12 protein-coding genes are annotated in these 17,254 nt (G+C 72.1%); 11 read left to right on the forward strand and 1 reads right to left on the reverse strand.

Features of this window, described 5'->3' with window-relative positions; translation table 11 throughout:
• Positions 1-20: 20 nt before the first annotated feature.
• Complete coding sequence (locus ACIRF8_RS17475; RefSeq protein ID WP_404215676.1) at positions 21-998, forward strand: aldo/keto reductase; 978 nt, start codon at positions 21-23, stop codon at positions 996-998.
• Positions 999-1,020: 22 nt separating this feature from the next.
• Here the strand turns inward: ACIRF8_RS17475 and ACIRF8_RS17480 are convergent, their stop codons facing one another.
• The gene (locus tag ACIRF8_RS17480; protein ID WP_404215678.1) at positions 1,021-2,076 is read right to left on the reverse strand and encodes a biotin/lipoate A/B protein ligase family protein; all 1,056 of its coding nucleotides are present in this window, start codon (positions 2,074-2,076) and stop codon (positions 1,021-1,023) included.
• 178 nt (positions 2,077-2,254) lie between these two features.
• Here ACIRF8_RS17480 and ACIRF8_RS17485 point away from each other — a divergent pair, with 178 nt between their 5' ends.
• The 10 genes from ACIRF8_RS17485 to ACIRF8_RS17530 all read left to right on the forward strand — a co-directional run bounded on the left by ACIRF8_RS17485 (position 2,255) and on the right by ACIRF8_RS17530 (position 17,252).
• Entirely contained in the window at positions 2,255-3,397 is a 1,143-nt protein-coding gene (locus ACIRF8_RS17485; RefSeq protein ID WP_404215680.1) for a GDSL-type esterase/lipase family protein, read from the forward strand.
• A 94-nt stretch (positions 3,398-3,491) separates the two neighbouring features.
• Positions 3,492-6,614 carry a sugar-binding domain-containing protein gene (locus ACIRF8_RS17490; protein ID WP_404215682.1) on the forward strand — a complete coding sequence of 1,041 codons (3,123 nt, stop codon included), beginning with the start codon at positions 3,492-3,494 and terminating at the stop codon, positions 6,612-6,614.
• Between the two features lie 140 nt (positions 6,615-6,754).
• Positions 6,755-7,813, forward strand: a complete 1,059-nt coding sequence (locus tag ACIRF8_RS17495; RefSeq protein ID WP_404215929.1) for a LacI family DNA-binding transcriptional regulator — start codon at positions 6,755-6,757, stop codon at positions 7,811-7,813.
• 127 nt (positions 7,814-7,940) lie between these two features.
• On the forward strand, positions 7,941-9,272 hold the full coding sequence (locus ACIRF8_RS17500) for an extracellular solute-binding protein (protein WP_404215684.1): 1,332 nt from the start codon (positions 7,941-7,943) through the stop codon (positions 9,270-9,272).
• The gene (locus tag ACIRF8_RS17505; protein ID WP_404215686.1) at positions 9,273-10,274 is read left to right on the forward strand and encodes a carbohydrate ABC transporter permease; all 1,002 of its coding nucleotides are present in this window, start codon (positions 9,273-9,275) and stop codon (positions 10,272-10,274) included.
• Complete coding sequence (locus tag ACIRF8_RS17510) at positions 10,271-11,113, forward strand: carbohydrate ABC transporter permease (RefSeq protein WP_404215688.1); 843 nt, start codon at positions 10,271-10,273, stop codon at positions 11,111-11,113. Before ACIRF8_RS17505 ends, ACIRF8_RS17510 begins: the two co-directional genes overlap by 4 nt.
• A 36-nt stretch (positions 11,114-11,149) precedes the next feature.
• Positions 11,150-13,378, forward strand: coding sequence for a glycoside hydrolase family 3 N-terminal domain-containing protein (locus ACIRF8_RS17515; protein ID WP_404215690.1), 2,229 nt, complete (start codon positions 11,150-11,152; stop codon positions 13,376-13,378).
• Positions 13,379-13,419: 41 nt separating this feature from the next.
• Positions 13,420-14,493 (forward strand): endo-1,4-beta-xylanase, encoded by a 1,074-nt coding sequence (locus ACIRF8_RS17520; protein ID WP_404215692.1) that lies wholly within the window; start codon positions 13,420-13,422, stop codon positions 14,491-14,493.
• Between the two features lie 98 nt (positions 14,494-14,591).
• A complete protein-coding gene (locus ACIRF8_RS17525; protein ID WP_404215694.1) occupies positions 14,592-16,652 on the forward strand; it encodes a pectinesterase family protein in 2,061 nt (686 codons plus the stop codon).
• Between the two features lie 75 nt (positions 16,653-16,727).
• A complete protein-coding gene (locus ACIRF8_RS17530) occupies positions 16,728-17,252 on the forward strand; it encodes a hypothetical protein (protein ID WP_404215696.1) in 525 nt (174 codons plus the stop codon).
• Positions 17,253-17,254 lie beyond the last annotated feature (2 nt).

The following is a 17,254-nucleotide window of genomic DNA, read 5'->3' on the forward strand; positions in this document are numbered from 1 at the left end:
CTCACGAGGGCGGAACAGTCATGGCCACCACCAGCTCCCACGCCTCCTCCGCCGGCCGCACCCCCGGCGACCGCTCCGACGACGTCACCGCCACCGGCGCGCCCCGCCCCGGCGGGGCCGGTTCGCTCGCCGGGCGCACCGTCTCCCGTATCGGCTTCGGCGCCATGCAGCTCGAACGGCTCCGGGACGACCGCGCCGCCGCCGTCGCGCTCCTGCGCCGCGCCGTCGCACTCGGCATCGACCACATCGACACCGCCCACTTCTACGGCCACGGCTTCGTCAACGAGGTCATCGCCGAGGCGCTGCGCCCCGAGGACGACGTCATCGTCGTCAGCAAGGTCGGCGCCGAACCCGCCCACGGCGGCCCCGTCCCGCTCCGCCTCGCCCAGCGGCCGAAGCAGTTGCGGGCCGGTGTCGAGGACAACCTCAAGAGCCTCGGCCTCGACCGGATCCCGCTCGTCAACCTGCGCCGCGCCGACATCGGCCCGGGGCTGCGCGCCGAAGGGGACCAGATCGTCGGCATCGAGGATCAGCTCGCCGTGCTGACCGAACTGCGCGACGAGGGCAAGATCGGCGCGATCGGCGTCAGCAACGTCAGCCCGGAGCAACTGCGCACCGCGCTCCCCGCGGGCGTCGCCTGTGTGCAGAACTCCTACAGTCTCGTGTCGCGCGGGGACGAGGACATGCTCCGGCTCTGCCTGGACGAGGGCATCGCCTGGGTGCCGTACTTCCCGCTCGGCAGCGCCTTCCCCGGCATGCCGAAGGTGACCGACGAGGCCGCCGTCGTCGCCGCGGCGCGGACGGTGGGCGCCACCGCGGCGCAGACCGGGCTCGCCTGGCTGCTCCACCACGCCCCGAACGTGCTGCTCATCCCGGGCACCGCCGACCCGGAGCACCTGCGGGCCAACGTCGAGGCGGGCGCGATCGTCCTCGACGAGGAGACGCTGGCCGCGCTCGACGCCGTACCGACGCGCTCCGGGGACATCCGGCTCCCCTGAGCCCGACGCCGGCGGTGGACGGTCACGGCACCCGCGCCGTCCACTCCGCCGTGCCGAACTTCGTGCGGACCAGTTCCTCCGCGCGGGCCATCTCCGCCTCCGTCACCCGGCCCTCGGTCAGCCCGTACCGGCCGCGGAACGAGTCGATCATGCGGTTGATGACCTCCTCGCGGGGGAGTCCGGTCTGGCGGCGCAGGGGGTCGACGCGCTTCTTGGCGCTCTTGGTGCCCTTGTCGGAGAGCTTCTCGCGGCCGATGCGCAGGACCTCGACCATCTTGTCGGCGTCGATGTCGTAGGACATGGTCACGTGGTGCAGGACGGCGCCCGCGCCCGCCACGATGCGCTTCTGGGCGGCGCCCGCGACCTTCCCGATGTCCGTGGCGATGTCGTTGAGCGGCTGGTACCAGGCCTTGATGCCCATGTCCGCCAGCGCGCCGAGCACCCAGTCGTCGAGGTAGGCGTACGAGTCCTGGAAGGAGAGGCCCGAGACGAGCGATTCGGGGACGGCGAGGGAGTAGGTGATCGTCGACTTCGGCTCGGCGAACATCGCGCCGCCGCCGGAGATCCGCCGCACCACGGTGACGCCGTGCCGGGCGACGCCCTCGGGGTCCACCTCGTTGCGCAGCGACTGGAAGCTGCCGATGATCACCGCGGGGCGGTCCCACTCCCATACGCGCAGGGTCGGCGGGCGGTGCCCGAGGGCGACCTCCTCCGTCATCACCTCGTCCAGCGCCATGTGCAGCACGGGGGACTGCGGGGCGTCGTGGACGAGCTGCCAGTCGTAGTCGCGCCAGTCGGTGGCCTGGGCGAGCGCGCGGCGCACGGCCGTGGCGACCCCGTCGGTGGTCAGGCCGAGCATGGTGGTGCCGGGCGGCAGCGCCGCCTCCACGCGGGCGGCGAGCGTCGCCTGGTCGGCGTCGGCCGGGGCGCCTTCCAGCGCGGCGTCGATCGCCGGGAGCGCGTCGTCCGGCTCCAGGAAGAAGTCGCCCGCCACCCGGACGTCGCGGAGCACGCCGTCCTTCACACCGACGTCGACGACGACGAGCTTGCCGCCGGGGATCTTGTACTCGCCGTGCACTGTGCGCCACCTTTCGCCGCGGATGTTCCGTGTCCGCCGCATTTCTCCTTGCGGTCAACGCTATCCGCAAGCCGGACATTCCGGTTGACCGGGGATTCCGCCCGGCCGCGTCCGGCTCCCTTGACACTTCGTCAGGGCTCCCGCATGGTCGCCCAGCACCCTGCGGAGGAGCGACGCGATGGACCTCGACGTGCCGTACGAGACCGACGTACCGAAACCCTGGGAGGGAGCCCCTCCGAAGGCGGACCTGTTGTCACTCGTGCGCACGGTCGCCGTCGAGTACGCCCCGCCCGGCCGGGTCGCCGAGTCCGGGCTCCCCCCCCCCGACGCTCGCCGCCGCCCGGTGAGGGAGTACGTGCGCGGCGCCTCCTGGTGGGCGCCGGACGGCCGGCCCGTGCGCGCGGACCCCGCCGACCGGGACCGGCTGCCCGCCGACACCTGGGAACGGGCCCTCGTGCCGGCCGGGGTGCGCCTGGAGTTCACGGCGCACGGCGTCACCGCGGTCGAGGTCGCCTACGAGGGGTCGGAGCCGTCGGAGGTGGACGCCCGCCGCGGCATACCGGCCGCGTTCACCGTGGTCGGCGGCGTGGACGTGCCCGCCGCTGTCGGCACCCATGTGGCGCGGCTCCCGCTGCCCCGGCCCGACGGCACGTACACCGTGCAACTCCCGGCGGCGCTGCGGCCGTTGGTCCAAGAGGTGCGGGCGCTCGGCGGTGGCGCGATCGAACCGTCCGCGCCCCGTCCGCGCTGGCTCGTGTACGGCGACTCCCTCGCGGAGGGCTGGGCCGCGACCCGCCCGCACTTCGCCTGGCCCTCCGTCGCGGGCCGGGCCCTCGGTGTCGAGGACGTGAACCTCGGATACGCGGGCGCCGCCCGCGGCGAACTCGCCTCCGCCCAACAACTTGCCTCCCTGGAGGCGGACTTGGTGGCCGTCGCGTTCGGCACGCACTGCTGGACGCGTACGCCGCATACGGCGCCGCTGCTGTACGAGACGGCCCGCGCGTTCCTCGCCGTCGTCCGCGCCGGCCATCCGCACGCCCCGCTGCTCGTGCTCTCCCCGGTGCTCCGCCCGGACGCCGAGACGACACCCAACGCACTCGGCGCCACCCTGGCCGAACTGCGCCACGCGGTCGAGCGGGCGGCGCGCGATGCCGTCGACAGCGGTGACGAGCGGCTCGTCCTCCTGCCGGGCGGCCCTCTGCTCGGCGCGGAACACCTCGTGGACGGTGTGCATCCGGGGGACCGCGGCCATCTGCTGCTTGCGCGCGCGGTGGCGGAGAGCCTCAGGAAGCACAGGGGTCCCGGAAACACGATTCGGTAAGAGCCTTGACTAATCAGTGTTCGAAGTCGAAGGATCCGTTACCGCAAGCCAGTTGCTTTCTGGTGAATCGTGTTCGCTTCGAGGGGATCCGCCCATGCCTGTCACTCGTAGAACCGTGCTGGCCGCGGGCGCCGCCGCCTCGGCCGCCTCCGCCGTCGGCGTGTCGGCCGCGCCCGTCGCCCACGCCGCCGAGCGCACCGGCACCGTCGGCCGGCGCACCGTCGAACTCACCGACGGCTGGCGGTTCGCGCTCGTCGACCCGGGCGCCATCACCGACCCGACGGGCGCCTACGCCGACGCCGAGCAGCCCGGTTTCAACGACACCGACTGGCGCACGGTCGCGATCCCGCACGACTGGAGCATCGAGCAGACCCCCACCACCGCGCACAACACGACGAGCGGCACCGGGTTCCTGCCGGGCGGACTCGGCTGGTACCGCAAGAAGTTCACCGTGCCGCGCGGCTACGCGGGCAAGCGGATCTCCGTCGAGTTCGACGGCGTCTACATGGACGCGAACGTCTACGTCAACGGACGGCTCGTCGGCAACCACCCCTACGGCTACACCGGGTTCGCCTACGACATCACGGACCTCGTGCACACCGACGGCCGCACCCCCGACGTGCTCGCCGTCGAGGTCCGCAACCGGTTGCCCAGCAGCCGCTGGTACTCCGGCAGCGGCATCTACCGCCGCGCCCGCCTCGTGGTCACCGAGCCGGTGCACGTGGAGCGCTGGGGCACGTCCGTGACGACGCCGGACCTGGCCGCCACCCTCGACAAGGGGTACGCGACGGTCGACGTACGCACCACGGTCGTGGGCGAGGCGGGCGCCGCTCGGGACGTCACCGTCGTCTCCACCGTCCGCGACCCCGAGGGGCGCCGCGTCGCCCGCGCCGAGTCCGTGCTCAAGGGCGTCGCGGGCGCCCCGGGGACGGCCCACGACCGGCTCACCGTCAAGGACCCGCAGTTGTGGTCCATCGACACCCCGGGGCACCGGTACACCCTCGTCACCGATCTGCGCGTGGACGGCCGCACCGTCGACACGTACCGCACCCGCTTCGGTGTCCGGCACGCCGTGTTCGACCCGGAGCAGGGCCTCTCGCTCAACGGCACCCACATGAAGATCAAGGGCGTCGACCTCCACCACGATCTCGGCGCGCTCGGCGCGGCCGTCCACCCCGACGCCGTGCGACGCCAGTTGACCATCATGAAGAGCATGGGCGTCAACGCCCTGCGCACCTCGCACAACCCGCCCGCGCCCGAGGTGATCGAGGCCTGCGAGGAATTGGGCGTCATCATGCTCGTCGAGGCCTTCGACTGCTGGCGCACCGGCAAGAACCCCTACGACTACGGGCGGTTCTTCGACGAGCACAGCGACGCCGACATCGCCGAGATGGTGCTCGCCGCCCGCAACTCCCCGGCCGTCCTCATGTGGTCGATCGGCAACGAGATCCCCGACTCCACCCGCACCGAGGGCATCGCCATCGCGCAGCGCCTCATCGATGACATCAAGGCCCTCGACACGACGCGGCCGGTCGTCATCGGCTCCGACAAGTACCGCTCGCTCCCCGCCGTCGGATCGCCCGCCGACCTGATCCTCGCCAAGCTGGACGGTCTCGGCCTGAACTACAACACGGCCGCGTCCGTCGACGCCCTGCACACCCGCTACCCGCACCTGTTCCTCTTCGAGTCCGAGTCGTCGTCGGAGACGTCGAGCCGGGGCACGTACCAGGAGCCCGAACACCTCAACACGGGGGAGAACCACACCCCCGGCCGGCGCGCCACCTCCAGTTACGACAACAACCTCGCCTCCTGGACGATGAGCGGCGAGTACGGCCTGAAGAAGGACCGCGACCGGCGCTTCTTCGCGGGGGAGTTCCTGTGGTCCGGCATCGACTACATCGGCGAGCCCACCCCGTACGACGTGTTCCCGGTGAAGGCGTCGTTCTTCGGCGCGGTCGACACCGCCGGGTTCCCCAAGGACATGTACCACCTGTTCCGCAGCCAGTGGTCCGACGAACCGATGGTGCATCTGCTGCCGATGGACTGGACGACGCACGAGGCCGGTCAGGAGGTGGAGGTGTGGGCGTACGCGAACGCTCCTGAGGTCGAGCTGTTCCTCAACGGGCGCTCCCTGGGCTCGCGTTCGTTCGACGAGAAGAAGACCGTCGACGGCCGGGTCCACCTGGAGACCACGGAGGCGACCGGTGACGACAAGACCGTCACCACCGGCGCCTACCCCGGCAGCTACACCAGCCCCAACGGCAGCGCGGGCAAACTGCACCTGACGTGGAAGGTGCCGTTCGCGGCGGGTGAGCTGAAGGCGGTGGCGCGGCGCGGGGGCAGGACCGTGGCGACCGACGTCCTGCGCACGGCCGGCCCGGCGCACGCCGTGCGCCTGACGCCCGACCGGAAGAAGCTCGCGGCCGACGGGCGTTCCCTGGTCTTCGTCACGGCGGAGGTCGTCGACGCGCGCGGTGTGGTCGTGCCCGACGCCGAGCACCTCATCGAGTTCGCGGTCGGCGGAGGGCAGTTGGCGGGCGTGGACAACGGCCGTCAGGAGAGCGCCGAGCGCTACCAGGCCAGTACCCGCACCGCCTTCCACGGTCTCGCCCTCGCCATGGTCCGCTCGGGGACCCGGCCCGGCGCGCTCACCGTCACCGCGCGGGCCGACGGGCTGCGCGCGGGAAAGACGTCCGTGCGGCTGACCGGACCGGCCGGCGCGCCCGTCACGCCCGCCGCTCCCTTCGCCCCGGACCCGGGCACCGCCGTCACGTACCCGCACGCGGACGCCGGTTACTCGGGCGCGGCGAACACCCTGCCCGCGGCGATGCTCGACGGGAACCCGGCGACCCAGTGGTCCAACGCCTTCCAGAAGGCCGCCACCGCGCTGCTGCCCGCCTTCGACGGGGCCCGCCCGCGCGACTGGGTGTCGGTGGCGTGGGAGGAGGAGCGGACGATCGGCCGACTCGAACTGTCCTTCACCGTCGACGCCCGGCACTCCCTGCCCAAGGCGGTCACCGTGTCGGCGTGGGACGGTGAGCGCCATGTTCCCGTGCCCGACGCGGACATCGACTGGGCCGCGGTCTCCGGCGAGCCGACCGTCGTCACCTTCGACGCGGTCCGCACCCGCCGCCTGCGGATCGACCTCGTCAGCGCCCGACCGGGCACACCACAGGGGGCGTTCGGCATCAGCGCGCTGGATGTGGCGCAGGCGTGACCCGGGCGGGGCGGGGCCGGATGTTCGGCAGGCCGGACGAAAAGACGCCTTGAGCGGCGGTCGGGCACCGGCATGACCTACGGTTTTCCGGAAGGGCCCCGGAGAACTTCCGGGTGCCCCTGTCGACGGAGGTGGGGATCGTGGCCCGGGACGGCGTCCAGCGCAAGGCAGCCACGGGGAGCCCGGACGGGCCGGCCAAGGTGACGATCACCGAGATCGCGCGGGAGGCCGGGGTCTCCGTACCGACGGTCTCGCGGGTCGTCAACGGGCGCTCCGACGTCTCCCCGGCCACCCGCGCCCGGGTCGAGGACCTGCTGCACCGGCACGGCTACCGGCGCCGCCCGGCCGCGCCCGGCACCCGGGCGGCCCTGCTCGACCTGGTCTTCAACGACCTGGACAGCCCCTGGGCCGTGGAGATCATCCGGGGGGTCGAGGAGGTCGCGCACGACGCGGGCGTCGGCACGGTGGTCTCCGCGATCCACGACCGGGCGGGCGCGGCCCGGCAGTGGATGACCAATCTGCGGGCCCGCGCGTCGGACGGCGTGATCCTCGTGACGTCGGTCCTCGAATCCGGACTGCACGAGGAGTTGCGGCGCCTGGGCGTGCCGTTGGTGGTGATCGACCCGGCCGGTTCGCCCGCCACGCAGGCGCCGACCGTCGGCGCCACCAACTGGGCCGGCGGGATGTCCGCGACCCAGCATCTGCTCGGCCTCGGGCACCGGCGGATCGGCTTCATCGCGGGGCCGCCCCGGCTGCTGTGCTCGCGCGCCCGGCTCGACGGCTACCGGGCCGCCCTGGACGTGGCGGGCGTGCCGGTCGACGACGCGCTGATCGTGCCCGGCGACTTCTACCACGCCTCCGGCTTCGCGGGCTGCGACCACCTCCTGGACCTGCCCGAACCGCCCACCGCGGTCTTCGCCGCCAGCGACCAGATGGCGCTCGGCGCGATCGAGGCGCTGCGCAGGCGCGGCGCGCGCGTGCCGCAGGACATGAGCGTCGTCGGCTTCGACGATCTTCCGGAAGTCCGGTGGTCGGCGCCGCCGCTCACCACGGTCCGTCAACCGCTCGCGGACATGGGCAAGTTGGCGGCGCGGTCGGTGCTCGATCTGGCGCGCTCGGTCGAACCGGCCTCCTCGCGGGTCGAGTTGGCGACAGAGCTGGTGGTCAGGGCCAGTACGGCCGCGCCGCGCCAGGCGTAACGCGTCTTCTTCCCGGCGGGGGCGTCAACGCCCTTTTCTGACAAGGGCGTTGACACCCCCGCTGCGCGTCCGTAACTTCCGTGGCCAGCTCCCGATATTTTTCGGTTCCCTTCCGGAAGGTGCGCCCATGCCAACCTCCGAACGAGCTCACCTGTCCGTCTCCGGTGCCGTGGCCGGGCCGTCCCGCCGCAGGTTCCTGGGCACCGTCTCGGTGGCAGGACTCGGCGTCGCCGTGCTCACGTCCTGCGGGGACTCCGACTCGGGGGCCAAGGACGACTCGGGCCGGACCGTCGTCGAGTGGTGGCACATCATGACGTCCGAGCCCGCGCGGAGCCGCTGGGACGCCCGGGCCAAGGCGTTCGAGAAGGCCCACCCCGACGTGCGGATCAAGGTCGTGACGCTGGAGAACGACGCGTTCAAGTCGAAGCTCACGGCCCTGACCAGCTCAGGGAAGCTCCCGGACATCTACCACACCTGGGGCGGGGGCGTCCTGAAGCAGCAGATCGACGCGGGGCTCGTCGAGGACCTCACCGAGTCCGTCGGTTCCTGGATCGACACGCTGGTGCCCGCCTCGCGCGAGGCCTACGAGTTCGACAAGAAGACCTACGCCGTCCCGAACGACATCGGCGCCGTCGGCTTCTGGTACAACAAAGCACTCTTCCAGAAGGCGAAGATCACCTCCGCCCCGGCCACCTGGGCCGACCTCCTCGACACGGTGCGCGGCCTCAAGAGCGCCGGGATCACCCCGATCGCGCTCGGCGGCAAGGAGAAGTGGCCCGGGATGTACTACTGGGCGTACCTCGCGATGCGCCTCGCCGGGGTCGACGGCATGCAACGGGCCGCCGACGCCAAGGACTTCACCGGCGATCCCTTCGTCAAGGCGGGCGAACACCTCAAGGAACTCGTCGACCTGGCACCGTTCCAGAAGGGCTTCCTCGGCGCCCCGTACTCCTCCCCGACCGGCCAGGCCGCCACTATGGGCAACGGCAAGGCCGCCATGGAGCTGATGGGCCAGTGGGCGCCCAGGGAACAGGCCGCCTCGGGCAAGGGCATCGGCGACGACCTCGGCTTCTTCCCTTTCCCCGCCGTCGAGGGCGGCAAGGGCAAGGGCAGCGACGTGTTCGGCGGAGGCGGCGGATACGCCCTGCGCAAGGGCGCGCCGAAGGAGGCCGTCGACTTCCTGGAGTTCTTCGTCAGCCCCGAGTCCCAGCGCATCCTGGTCAAGGACACCGGCGTCATCCCGGTGAACAAGAAGGCCCAGGACGCGCTCACCGACCCCAACCTCAAGGCCGTCCTGACCATGCTGAACAAGTCCACCGGCTTCCAGCTCTACCTCGACCAGGCCTACCCGCCGGCCGTCGGGCAGGAGGTCAACGACTCGGTGGCGGCGCTCATCGCCGGCTCCAAGTCGCCCGAGCAGGTCACCCGTTCCGTCACCCAGGTCGCCAAGAGCCAGTAGATGACGACGCCCTCGACCTCGGCGCCGCCCGCGCGCCCCGCGCCCGCGAAGACGCCCGCGCCCGCCACGGCCCCGCCGTTCTCCCGCCGGGTCCGCGACTGGCTGACCGCCTTCGTCTTCACGGTGCCCGCCCTCGTCCTGTTCCTGCTGCTCGTCCTCGCCCCGATCCTGTACGCGCTCTACGTCAGCCTCTTCGACTGGGGCGGCTTCGGCGCGCCCTCGGACTTCGCGGGCCTGGACAACTTCAGCCGCCTGCTCGACGACCCCGTCTTCCTCGGCGACCTGTGGCGCGGACTGCTGCTCGTCCTGCTCTCCGTCGGACTGCAACTGCCCTTCGCGCTCGCCATGGCCGTCCTGCTCAACCAGCGGCTGCGCGGCCGGGCCGTCTACCGGATGCTGTTCTTCGCCCCGTACGTCCTGTCCGAGGTGATCACCGGCGTCCTGTTCAGCATGATCTTCGCGCCCGACGCGGGACTCGCCGACAAGGCGCTCGGAGCGCTCGGCCTCGACGGCGTCGGCGGCCTGTGGTTCGCCGGGCAGAACACCGCCCTGCCGACCCTCTTCCTCGTCATGACCTGGAAGTACTTCGGCTTCCACATGATGCTCTACCTCGCGGGCCTGCAAGGGATCCCGACCGAACTCCACGACGCCGCGCGCATCGACGGCGCCGGACCCTGGCAGCGGTTCCGGTACCTCACGCTGCCCCTGCTCGGACCGACGATCCGGATGAGCGTCTTCCTCTCCGTCATCGGCGCCATCCAACTGTTCGACCTGGTGTGGGTGGTGACGCAGGGCGGCCCCGACCACCACTCCGAGACCATGGCCGTCACCCTCTTCCAGTTCGGCTTCAAGCGCTACCAGGTCGGCTACGCCAGCGCCATCAGCATCGCCATGTTCCTCATCAGCCTCGTCTTCGCCCTCGCCTACCAGCGCCTCGTGCTGCGCCGCGACACCGAAGGAGCCCTCACCACCATGCGCGCCGACACCCGAGCGACCCGATGAGGGCGACAGCGGCCACGCGCCGCCGACTGCGCTCGGTCCCGCTGTACGCGACCGTGTGGATCATCGGCGTGGTCATGGTGACGCCGCTGCTGTACGCACTCGTCTCCGGCTTCAAATCCACCGACCAGCTCTCCGACAACGCCTTCGGACCGCCCTCGCCCTGGGTGACGGAGAACTACACGGCGATCCTCGGCGACAGCGGATTCTGGCGCTCCCTCGGCTCCTCCACGCTGATCGCCGTCGGCACGACACTGCTCACCGTCGGCACGGCGGCCCTCGCCGCCTTCGCGCTCGCCCGGTTCGCCTTCCGCGGGCGGGAAGTGCTGTTCACCCTGTTCACGATGGGGCTGATGTTCCCCTTCGCCGTGGCGATCCTGCCGCTCTTCGTGCTGCTGCGCACCTTCGGGCTGCTCGACAACCCGTGGGGCGTCATCCTGCCGCAGGCCGCGTTCGGGCTGCCCGTGACCATCGTCGTCCTGCGGGGCTTCTTCCGCGCCGTCCCCGGTGAGCTGGAGGAGTCCGCCACCCTCGACGGCTGCTCCCCGTTCGGCTTCTTCTGGCGCATCCTGCTGCCGATGGCGCGCCCCGCCCTCGGCACGGTCTCCGTGCTCGCCGTCGTCAGCAGTTGGAACAACTTCCTGCTGCCCCTGCTCGTGTTCAGCGAGCCGAGCTGGTGGACGATCCCCGTCGGCGTCCAGCAGTTCCAGGGCCAGTACGGCACGGACGTGGCGCGCGTCTTCGCCTACCTCGTCCTCGCCATGGTGCCCGCGCTCGCCTTCTACGCGGTGGCCGAACGGCAGTTGATCGGCGGCATCACCACGGGCGCCACCAAGGGCTGAGCCACCCCGACGACCACCCCGGACCCGAGGAGTTCCATGGCCGAGCCCTGGCAGGACACCACCCTGACCGCCCACGTCCGGGCGGCGGACCTGCTCGCCCGGATGACCACCGAGGAGAAGACCGCCCAGCTCTCCAGCGTCTGGCTGGGCGCCGAGATCGACGCCGCCGACGCCGCGGTCGCCCCCGGCCAGCACGCCTACGCGGCCCACAGCGCCGCCCTGGACGCGCTGCTGCCCCACGGCCTCGGCCACCTCACCCGCCCCTTCGGCACCGTCCCCCTCGAACCCGCCGACGGCGCCGCCAAGCTGGCCGCGCTGCAACGGCGGATCCGCGCGGGCAACCGGTTCGGGCTGCCCGCCCTCGCCCACGAGGAGTGCCTGACCGGCTTCTGCGCCTGGCAGGCCACCGTCTTCCCGACCCCCCTCGCCTGGGGCGCCACCTTCGACCCGGCCCTCGTGACCGAGATGGCGCGGGGCATCGGCGCCTCCATGCGCGCGGTCGGCATCCACCAGGGCCTCGCCCCCGTCCTCGACGTCGTACGCGATCCGCGCTGGGGCCGCACCGAGGAGTCGATCGGCGAGGACCCGTACCTCGTGGGCACGATCGGCACCGCCTACGTACGCGGTCTGGAGGCGGCCGGGATCGTCGCCACCCTCAAGCACTTCGCCGGGTACTCGGCCTCGCGCGCCGCCCGCAACCACGCCCCCGCCGCGCTCGGCCCGCGCGAGCTCGCCGACGTGATCCTGCCCCCGTTCGAGATGGCGCTGCGCGAGGGCGGCGCCCGCTCCGTGATGTCCGCCTACAACGACCTCGACGGCCTGCCCGCCCACGCCCACCCCGGCCTGCTCACCGGCATTCTGCGCGAGGAGTGGGAGTTCACGGGGACCGTCGTCTCGGACTACTTCGGCCTCTCCTTCCTGGAGTCCGCGCACAAGGTCGCCGGTTCGGCGGCGGACGCCGCCCGGCTCGCCCTCGCGGCCGGCGTGGACGTCGAACTGCCCACGGCCCGCTGCTTCACCACCGCCGCGCACCTCCCCGAGGAGCTGCTCGACCGGGCGGCCCTGCGCGTCCTCGTCCAGAAATGCGAGCTGGGCCTCCTCGACGCCGACGAGGAACCGGCCGGTGACGACACCCCCATCGACCTGAACCCTCCGCACCTGCGGGAGCTGGCCGCCAAGGTGGCGCAGGAGTCCGTCGTCCTGCTCGCCAACGACTCCGGCGTCCTGCCGCTCGGCGACAGCCCGCGCATCGCCGTCGTCGGCCCCCTCGCCGCCGAACGGGCCGCCATGCTCGGCTGCTACACCTTCCCCCGGCACGTCGGCGTCAACCACCCCGAACTGCCCGCCGGTGTCCACGTACCGACCCTCGTCGAGGCGCTGCCCGCCGAGCTGCCGGGCGCCGTGTTCGTCGACGACCCGGCGGCGGCCGACGTGTGCCTGGCCGTCGTCGGCGACCGCTCCGGCCTGTTCGGGCGCGGCTCGTCGGGGGAGGGCTGCGACGCCGAGGACCTGGAACTGCCGTACGGGCAGGGCCGGTTGCTGGACGAGGCGGTCGGCTCCGGGACGCCGACCGTGATCGTCGTGCTCAGCGGCCGTCCGTACGCGCTCGGCCGCTGGGCGGACCGGGCCGCCGCCGTCGTCCAGGCCTTCTTCCCCGGCCAGGAGGGCGCCGCCGCCGTCGCGGGCGTCCTGTCCGGCCGCGTCGAGCCCTCGGGCCGGCTGCCCGTCGGCGTACCCCGCACCCCGGGCGGCCAGCCCGCCCCCTACCTCGCCCCGCCGCTCGGCCTGCGGGGCGCCCCCAGCAACGTCGACCCCAGCGCCCTCTACCCGTTCGGCCACGGCCTGTCGTACACCACGTTCGCCTGGTCCGCCCCGCAGTGCGACGCGCCCGAACTGCCCACCGACGGCGAGACCGGCATCCGGCTCACCGTCCGCAACACCGGCGACCGCCCCGGCACCGAGGTCGTCCAGCTCTACCTCCACGACCCCCTCGGCACCGTCGCCCGCCCCGAGATCCGGCTCGTCGGCCACGCCAGGGTCCCGCTCGACGCCGGCGCCCGCGCGGAGGTCCACGCCACGTTCCCGGCGGACCTCGCCGCGTACACCGGAGCCGACGGCCGCCGCGTCGTCGAACCCGGCGCACTCGAACTGCGGGTCTCGGCCTCCAGCAGCCACGTCCACCACACCGTGCCGCTCACCCTGACGGGCCCGGCGCGCACGGTCGGACGGGACCGGCGAATGCGCTGCGAGATCCGCGTGAAGTGACCCCGTACACGCCCCGCACAACCTGAACGAGGAGACGAACCATGCGCGCACCCGCACGCCGCCCCCGCGTCAGATCCGCCGCCCTGGCGGCGGCCTCCGCCCTGCTGCTCGGACTCGCCGCCGCCCCCACGGCCGGGGCGGCGGCCGACGGCCACCACCGCCCGGCCACGCTGCACGAGCTGGCCCGCGAACACGGGCGCTACTTCGGCTCGGCCGTCGACAACCCCGAACTGACCGACACCGCCTACGCCGACCTCCTCGGCCGCGAGTTCGGCACCACCACCCCCGGCAACGGCATGAAGTGGTACGCCACCGAACCGCAGCGCGGTGACTTCGACTTCACGGCGGGCGACGAGATCGTCGACTACGCGCGCGCCCACCACCTCAAGGTCCGCGGCCACACCCTGCTGTGGCACAGCCAGCTCCCGGACTGGCTGACCTCCGGCACCTGGACCGCCGCCGAGCTGCGCGCCATCCTCAGGAACCACATCACGCAGGTCGTCAAGCACTACCGGGGCAAGGTCTTCGCCTGGGACGTCGCCAACGAGATCATGAACGAGGACGGCACGTACCGGGAGAACATCTTCTACACGACCCTCGGCCCCGGCTACATCGCCGACGCCCTGCGCTGGGCCCGCGCCGCCGACCCCACGGTCAAGCTCTACCTCAACGACTACAACGTCGACGGCCTGGGCGCGAAGTCCGACGCCTACTACGCGCTGATCAAGCGGCTCAAGGCGGACCGCGTCCCCATCGACGGCTTCGGCCTCCAGGGGCACCTGGCGCTCCAGTACGGGTTCCCGGCCGGTGTCGAGGAGAACCTGCGGCGCTTCGCGGGCCTGGGCCTCGACGTCGCCTTCACCGAACTCGACATCCGCATGATCCTGCCCGCCGACGCGACGAAGCTCGCCGAACAGGCCGACTGGTACGGCCGGATCACCGAGGCGTGCCTGGCCGTGCGACGCTGCGTGGGCATCACGCTGTGGGGCTACTCCGACCGGCACTCATGGATCCCGGCTGTCTTCCCGGAGGAGGGCGCGGCCCTGCCCTGGGACGAGGAGCTGCGGCACAAGCCCGCCTACGACGCGATCCGTTCGGCCCTCTCGGGCGGCTGACGGGCGGCGGCAACCTTTCGGGGGGCCTACGGCGACTGCACACCGGCCCGTGTCGTCCGGCGCGGGCGCCCCCCACCCGTAACGGAGCGCAGTCGCAGATGAATGACGCCCGCAGCAAGGCCCGGCACCGCAGGCGCAAGCCCGCCCTCACCGTGGGGGCGCCGCTCGCGGTGGCCGCCGCCCTCGCCCTCGCCCACGGCGGCGGCCTCCTCGGCGCGGGCGGCGGTGACCGCGCCTCGGCCGCCGCCGCCCCGGCCGTGACGGCCGCGGCCTGGGCCGAGGACGTGGCCGACGGTTTCGCCTCCGTCGACTCCCAGGGGCAGAAGGGCACGTACGGCGGGCGCGACGGCCGGACCGTGACCGTCAAGACCCTCGCCGACCTGGAGAAGTACGCCACCGCGAGCGAGCCGTACGTCATCGTCGTCGCGGCGGCCATCACCGTGAACCCCGTCGGCAAGGAGATCAAGGTCGCCTCCGACAAGACGATCGTGGGCGCCGGTACCGCCGGGCAGATCGTCGGCGGCGGCTTCTTCCTCGGCACCGGCGTGCACAACGTGATCATCCGCAATCTGACGATCCGCGACACCTACCAGGGCACCTGGAACGACAAGGACCACGACTTCGACGCAGTCCAGATGGACGGCGCGCACCACGTCTGGATCGACCACAACGACCTGCGGCACATGGCCGACGGCCTCATCGACGTGCGCAAGGACAGCACGGACGTGACCGTCTCCTGGAACCGGCTCAGCAACGACAACAAGGCGTTCGGCATCGGCTGGACCGACAACCTCGTCACCGACATCACGATCCACCACAACTGGATCCGGGAGACCGAACAGCGCAATCCCTCCACCGACAACGCCGCCCACGCGCACCTCTACAACAACTACCTCCAGGACGATCCGAACACGGCCATCACGTCGTCGTACGGCAACTACTCGCGCGGCCGGACCCGCATGGTCCTGGAGAACAGCTACTTCCAGGGCGTCAACAACCCCGTCACCAAGGACGCGACCGCCACCGTCGTGCAGCGCGGCAGCGTCTTCTCCGGGACCAGCGGCAGGAACGAGAGCGGGGGCACGGCCTTCGACCCGAAGCAGTTCTACCCGTACACGCTCGACAAGGCGGCCGACGTGCCCGCCCTCCTCAAGTCCGGTGCCGGGCCGCGCGGTTCGATCGGCACGACGACCACCCCGGTGAAGGCCGCGGCGGCCACGACGCTGACCGTCGCCAAGGACGGCAGCGGGCAGTACCGGACGGTGCAGGCCGCCGTCGACGCCGTTCCCGCGGGCAACACCGCGCGCGTGGACATCCTCGTCGCGCCGGGCACGTACCGCGAGACCGTGACCATCCCGGCGAACAAGCCGCACGTCACCCTGCGCGGCACGGGTCCAAGCCGCAAGGACACCGTCATCGTCGAGGGGCACGCCGCCGGATCGACCAAGCCGGACGGTTCGACGTACGGCACCTCCGGCAGTGCCACCCTGCACGTCCTCGGCGCCGACACCCAACTGCGCAACCTCAGCGTCACCAACGACTTCGACGAGGGCGCGAACCAGTCCGTCACCGGGCAGCAGGCCGTCGCCCTGCGCACCAACGCCGACAAGGTCTTCCTCGACAGCGTCATCGTCAGCGGCGACCAGGACACCCTGCTGCTCGACGGCTCCGGCAAGCGCGTCTACCTGACCAACTCCTACGTCGTCGGCAACGTCGACTTCATCTTCGGCGGAGCCACCGCCGTCGTCGACAGGTCCGTCATCACACTGAAGAAGCGGTGGAACGGCACCTCCGCCGGATACGTCGTGGCGCCGAGCACCGCCGCCGCCGACAAGGGCATCCTCATCAACCGCACCACCATCAGCGGTGAGGTCTCCGACGGCAGCTTCTACCTCGGCCGCAACTGGCACGCGGGCGGCAACGCGGCGCTCGACCCGCAGGCCACCGTCCGGAACTCGACACTGAGCGCCGCGATCAAGTCGACGCCGTGGACGGACATGAGCGGTTTCCCCTGGAAGGACGACCGCTTCGCCGAGTACAAGAACACCGGGGCGGGCGCCGGTGCGGCGAGCGCCGACCGGCCCCAACTGACCGACGCGCAGGCGGCGGGGCAGGAGGTCGCGGACTGGCTCGGCGACTGGACCCCGACCGCCGGATGACGCCGCCCCGGCTCGGCGGCCGGTCATGATCGGCTAGGCTGCCCGTCCCCGACGGCATGTACGGCAAGAGGAGTTATGTCCTGGAAGCGGCGTCCGGCACTGGCCGGGCTGACGATGGTGCTCGTGGCCGTGCTCGCGGCGTGCGGCGGCGCGGACAAGGGCGCGTCGGCGCAGGCCGGTCCGGCGAAGGGCGACAGCTCCGCCACCGAGAGGCACGGGGACCGGCCCGTCGAGGTCGCCGGGCTCCGCGACTTTCTGCGGCACGTCACCCGGCGGACCGCCCGGGGCACCCGGCCGCACCTGGTGACGAAGTGCGAGGCCGAGACCCGCAAGGTCAAGCACACCCGGCGCGGCAGGAGCCGCACCACCACCTGGTACACCACCGAGAAGCACCGGGAGTGCCGGAAGGTCCGCAGGGGCACCGAGACGTACACGCGCGTCGTGCGCCGGGAACGCTGGTGCGTACGCCTCGACGACGTGAACGGCGCGCCCGGCAAGGACGACGTCTGGTACCGCGTCCGCCCCGCGACCTACAGCGAGGTCCATGGGGCGGACGCGCGCGCGAAGGTCTCCTTCGAGCCCGTCGCGCAGGGCTGCTGAGG

This window comes from Streptomyces sp. NPDC102406, from assembly GCF_044765725.1.
In the GTDB taxonomy this organism is placed as follows: Bacteria; Actinomycetota; Actinomycetes; order Streptomycetales; family Streptomycetaceae; genus Streptomyces.

Coding starts and splice junctions, on each gene's coding strand:
- ACIRF8_RS17475 (WP_404215676.1), top strand. CDS start 21: ATGGCCACCACCAGCTCCCACGCCTCCTCCGCCGGCCGCACCCCCGGC.
- ACIRF8_RS17485 (WP_404215680.1), top strand. CDS start 2,255: ATGGACCTCGACGTGCCGTACGAGACCGACGTACCGAAACCCTGGGAG.
- ACIRF8_RS17490 (WP_404215682.1), top strand. CDS start 3,492: ATGCCTGTCACTCGTAGAACCGTGCTGGCCGCGGGCGCCGCCGCCTCG.
- ACIRF8_RS17500 (WP_404215684.1), top strand. CDS start 7,941: ATGCCAACCTCCGAACGAGCTCACCTGTCCGTCTCCGGTGCCGTGGCC.
- ACIRF8_RS17505 (WP_404215686.1), top strand. CDS start 9,273: ATGACGACGCCCTCGACCTCGGCGCCGCCCGCGCGCCCCGCGCCCGCG.
- ACIRF8_RS17510 (WP_404215688.1), top strand. CDS start 10,271: ATGAGGGCGACAGCGGCCACGCGCCGCCGACTGCGCTCGGTCCCGCTG.
- ACIRF8_RS17515 (WP_404215690.1), top strand. CDS start 11,150: ATGGCCGAGCCCTGGCAGGACACCACCCTGACCGCCCACGTCCGGGCG.
- ACIRF8_RS17520 (WP_404215692.1), top strand. CDS start 13,420: ATGCGCGCACCCGCACGCCGCCCCCGCGTCAGATCCGCCGCCCTGGCG.
- ACIRF8_RS17525 (WP_404215694.1), top strand. CDS start 14,592: ATGAATGACGCCCGCAGCAAGGCCCGGCACCGCAGGCGCAAGCCCGCC.
- ACIRF8_RS17530 (WP_404215696.1), top strand. CDS start 16,728: ATGTCCTGGAAGCGGCGTCCGGCACTGGCCGGGCTGACGATGGTGCTC.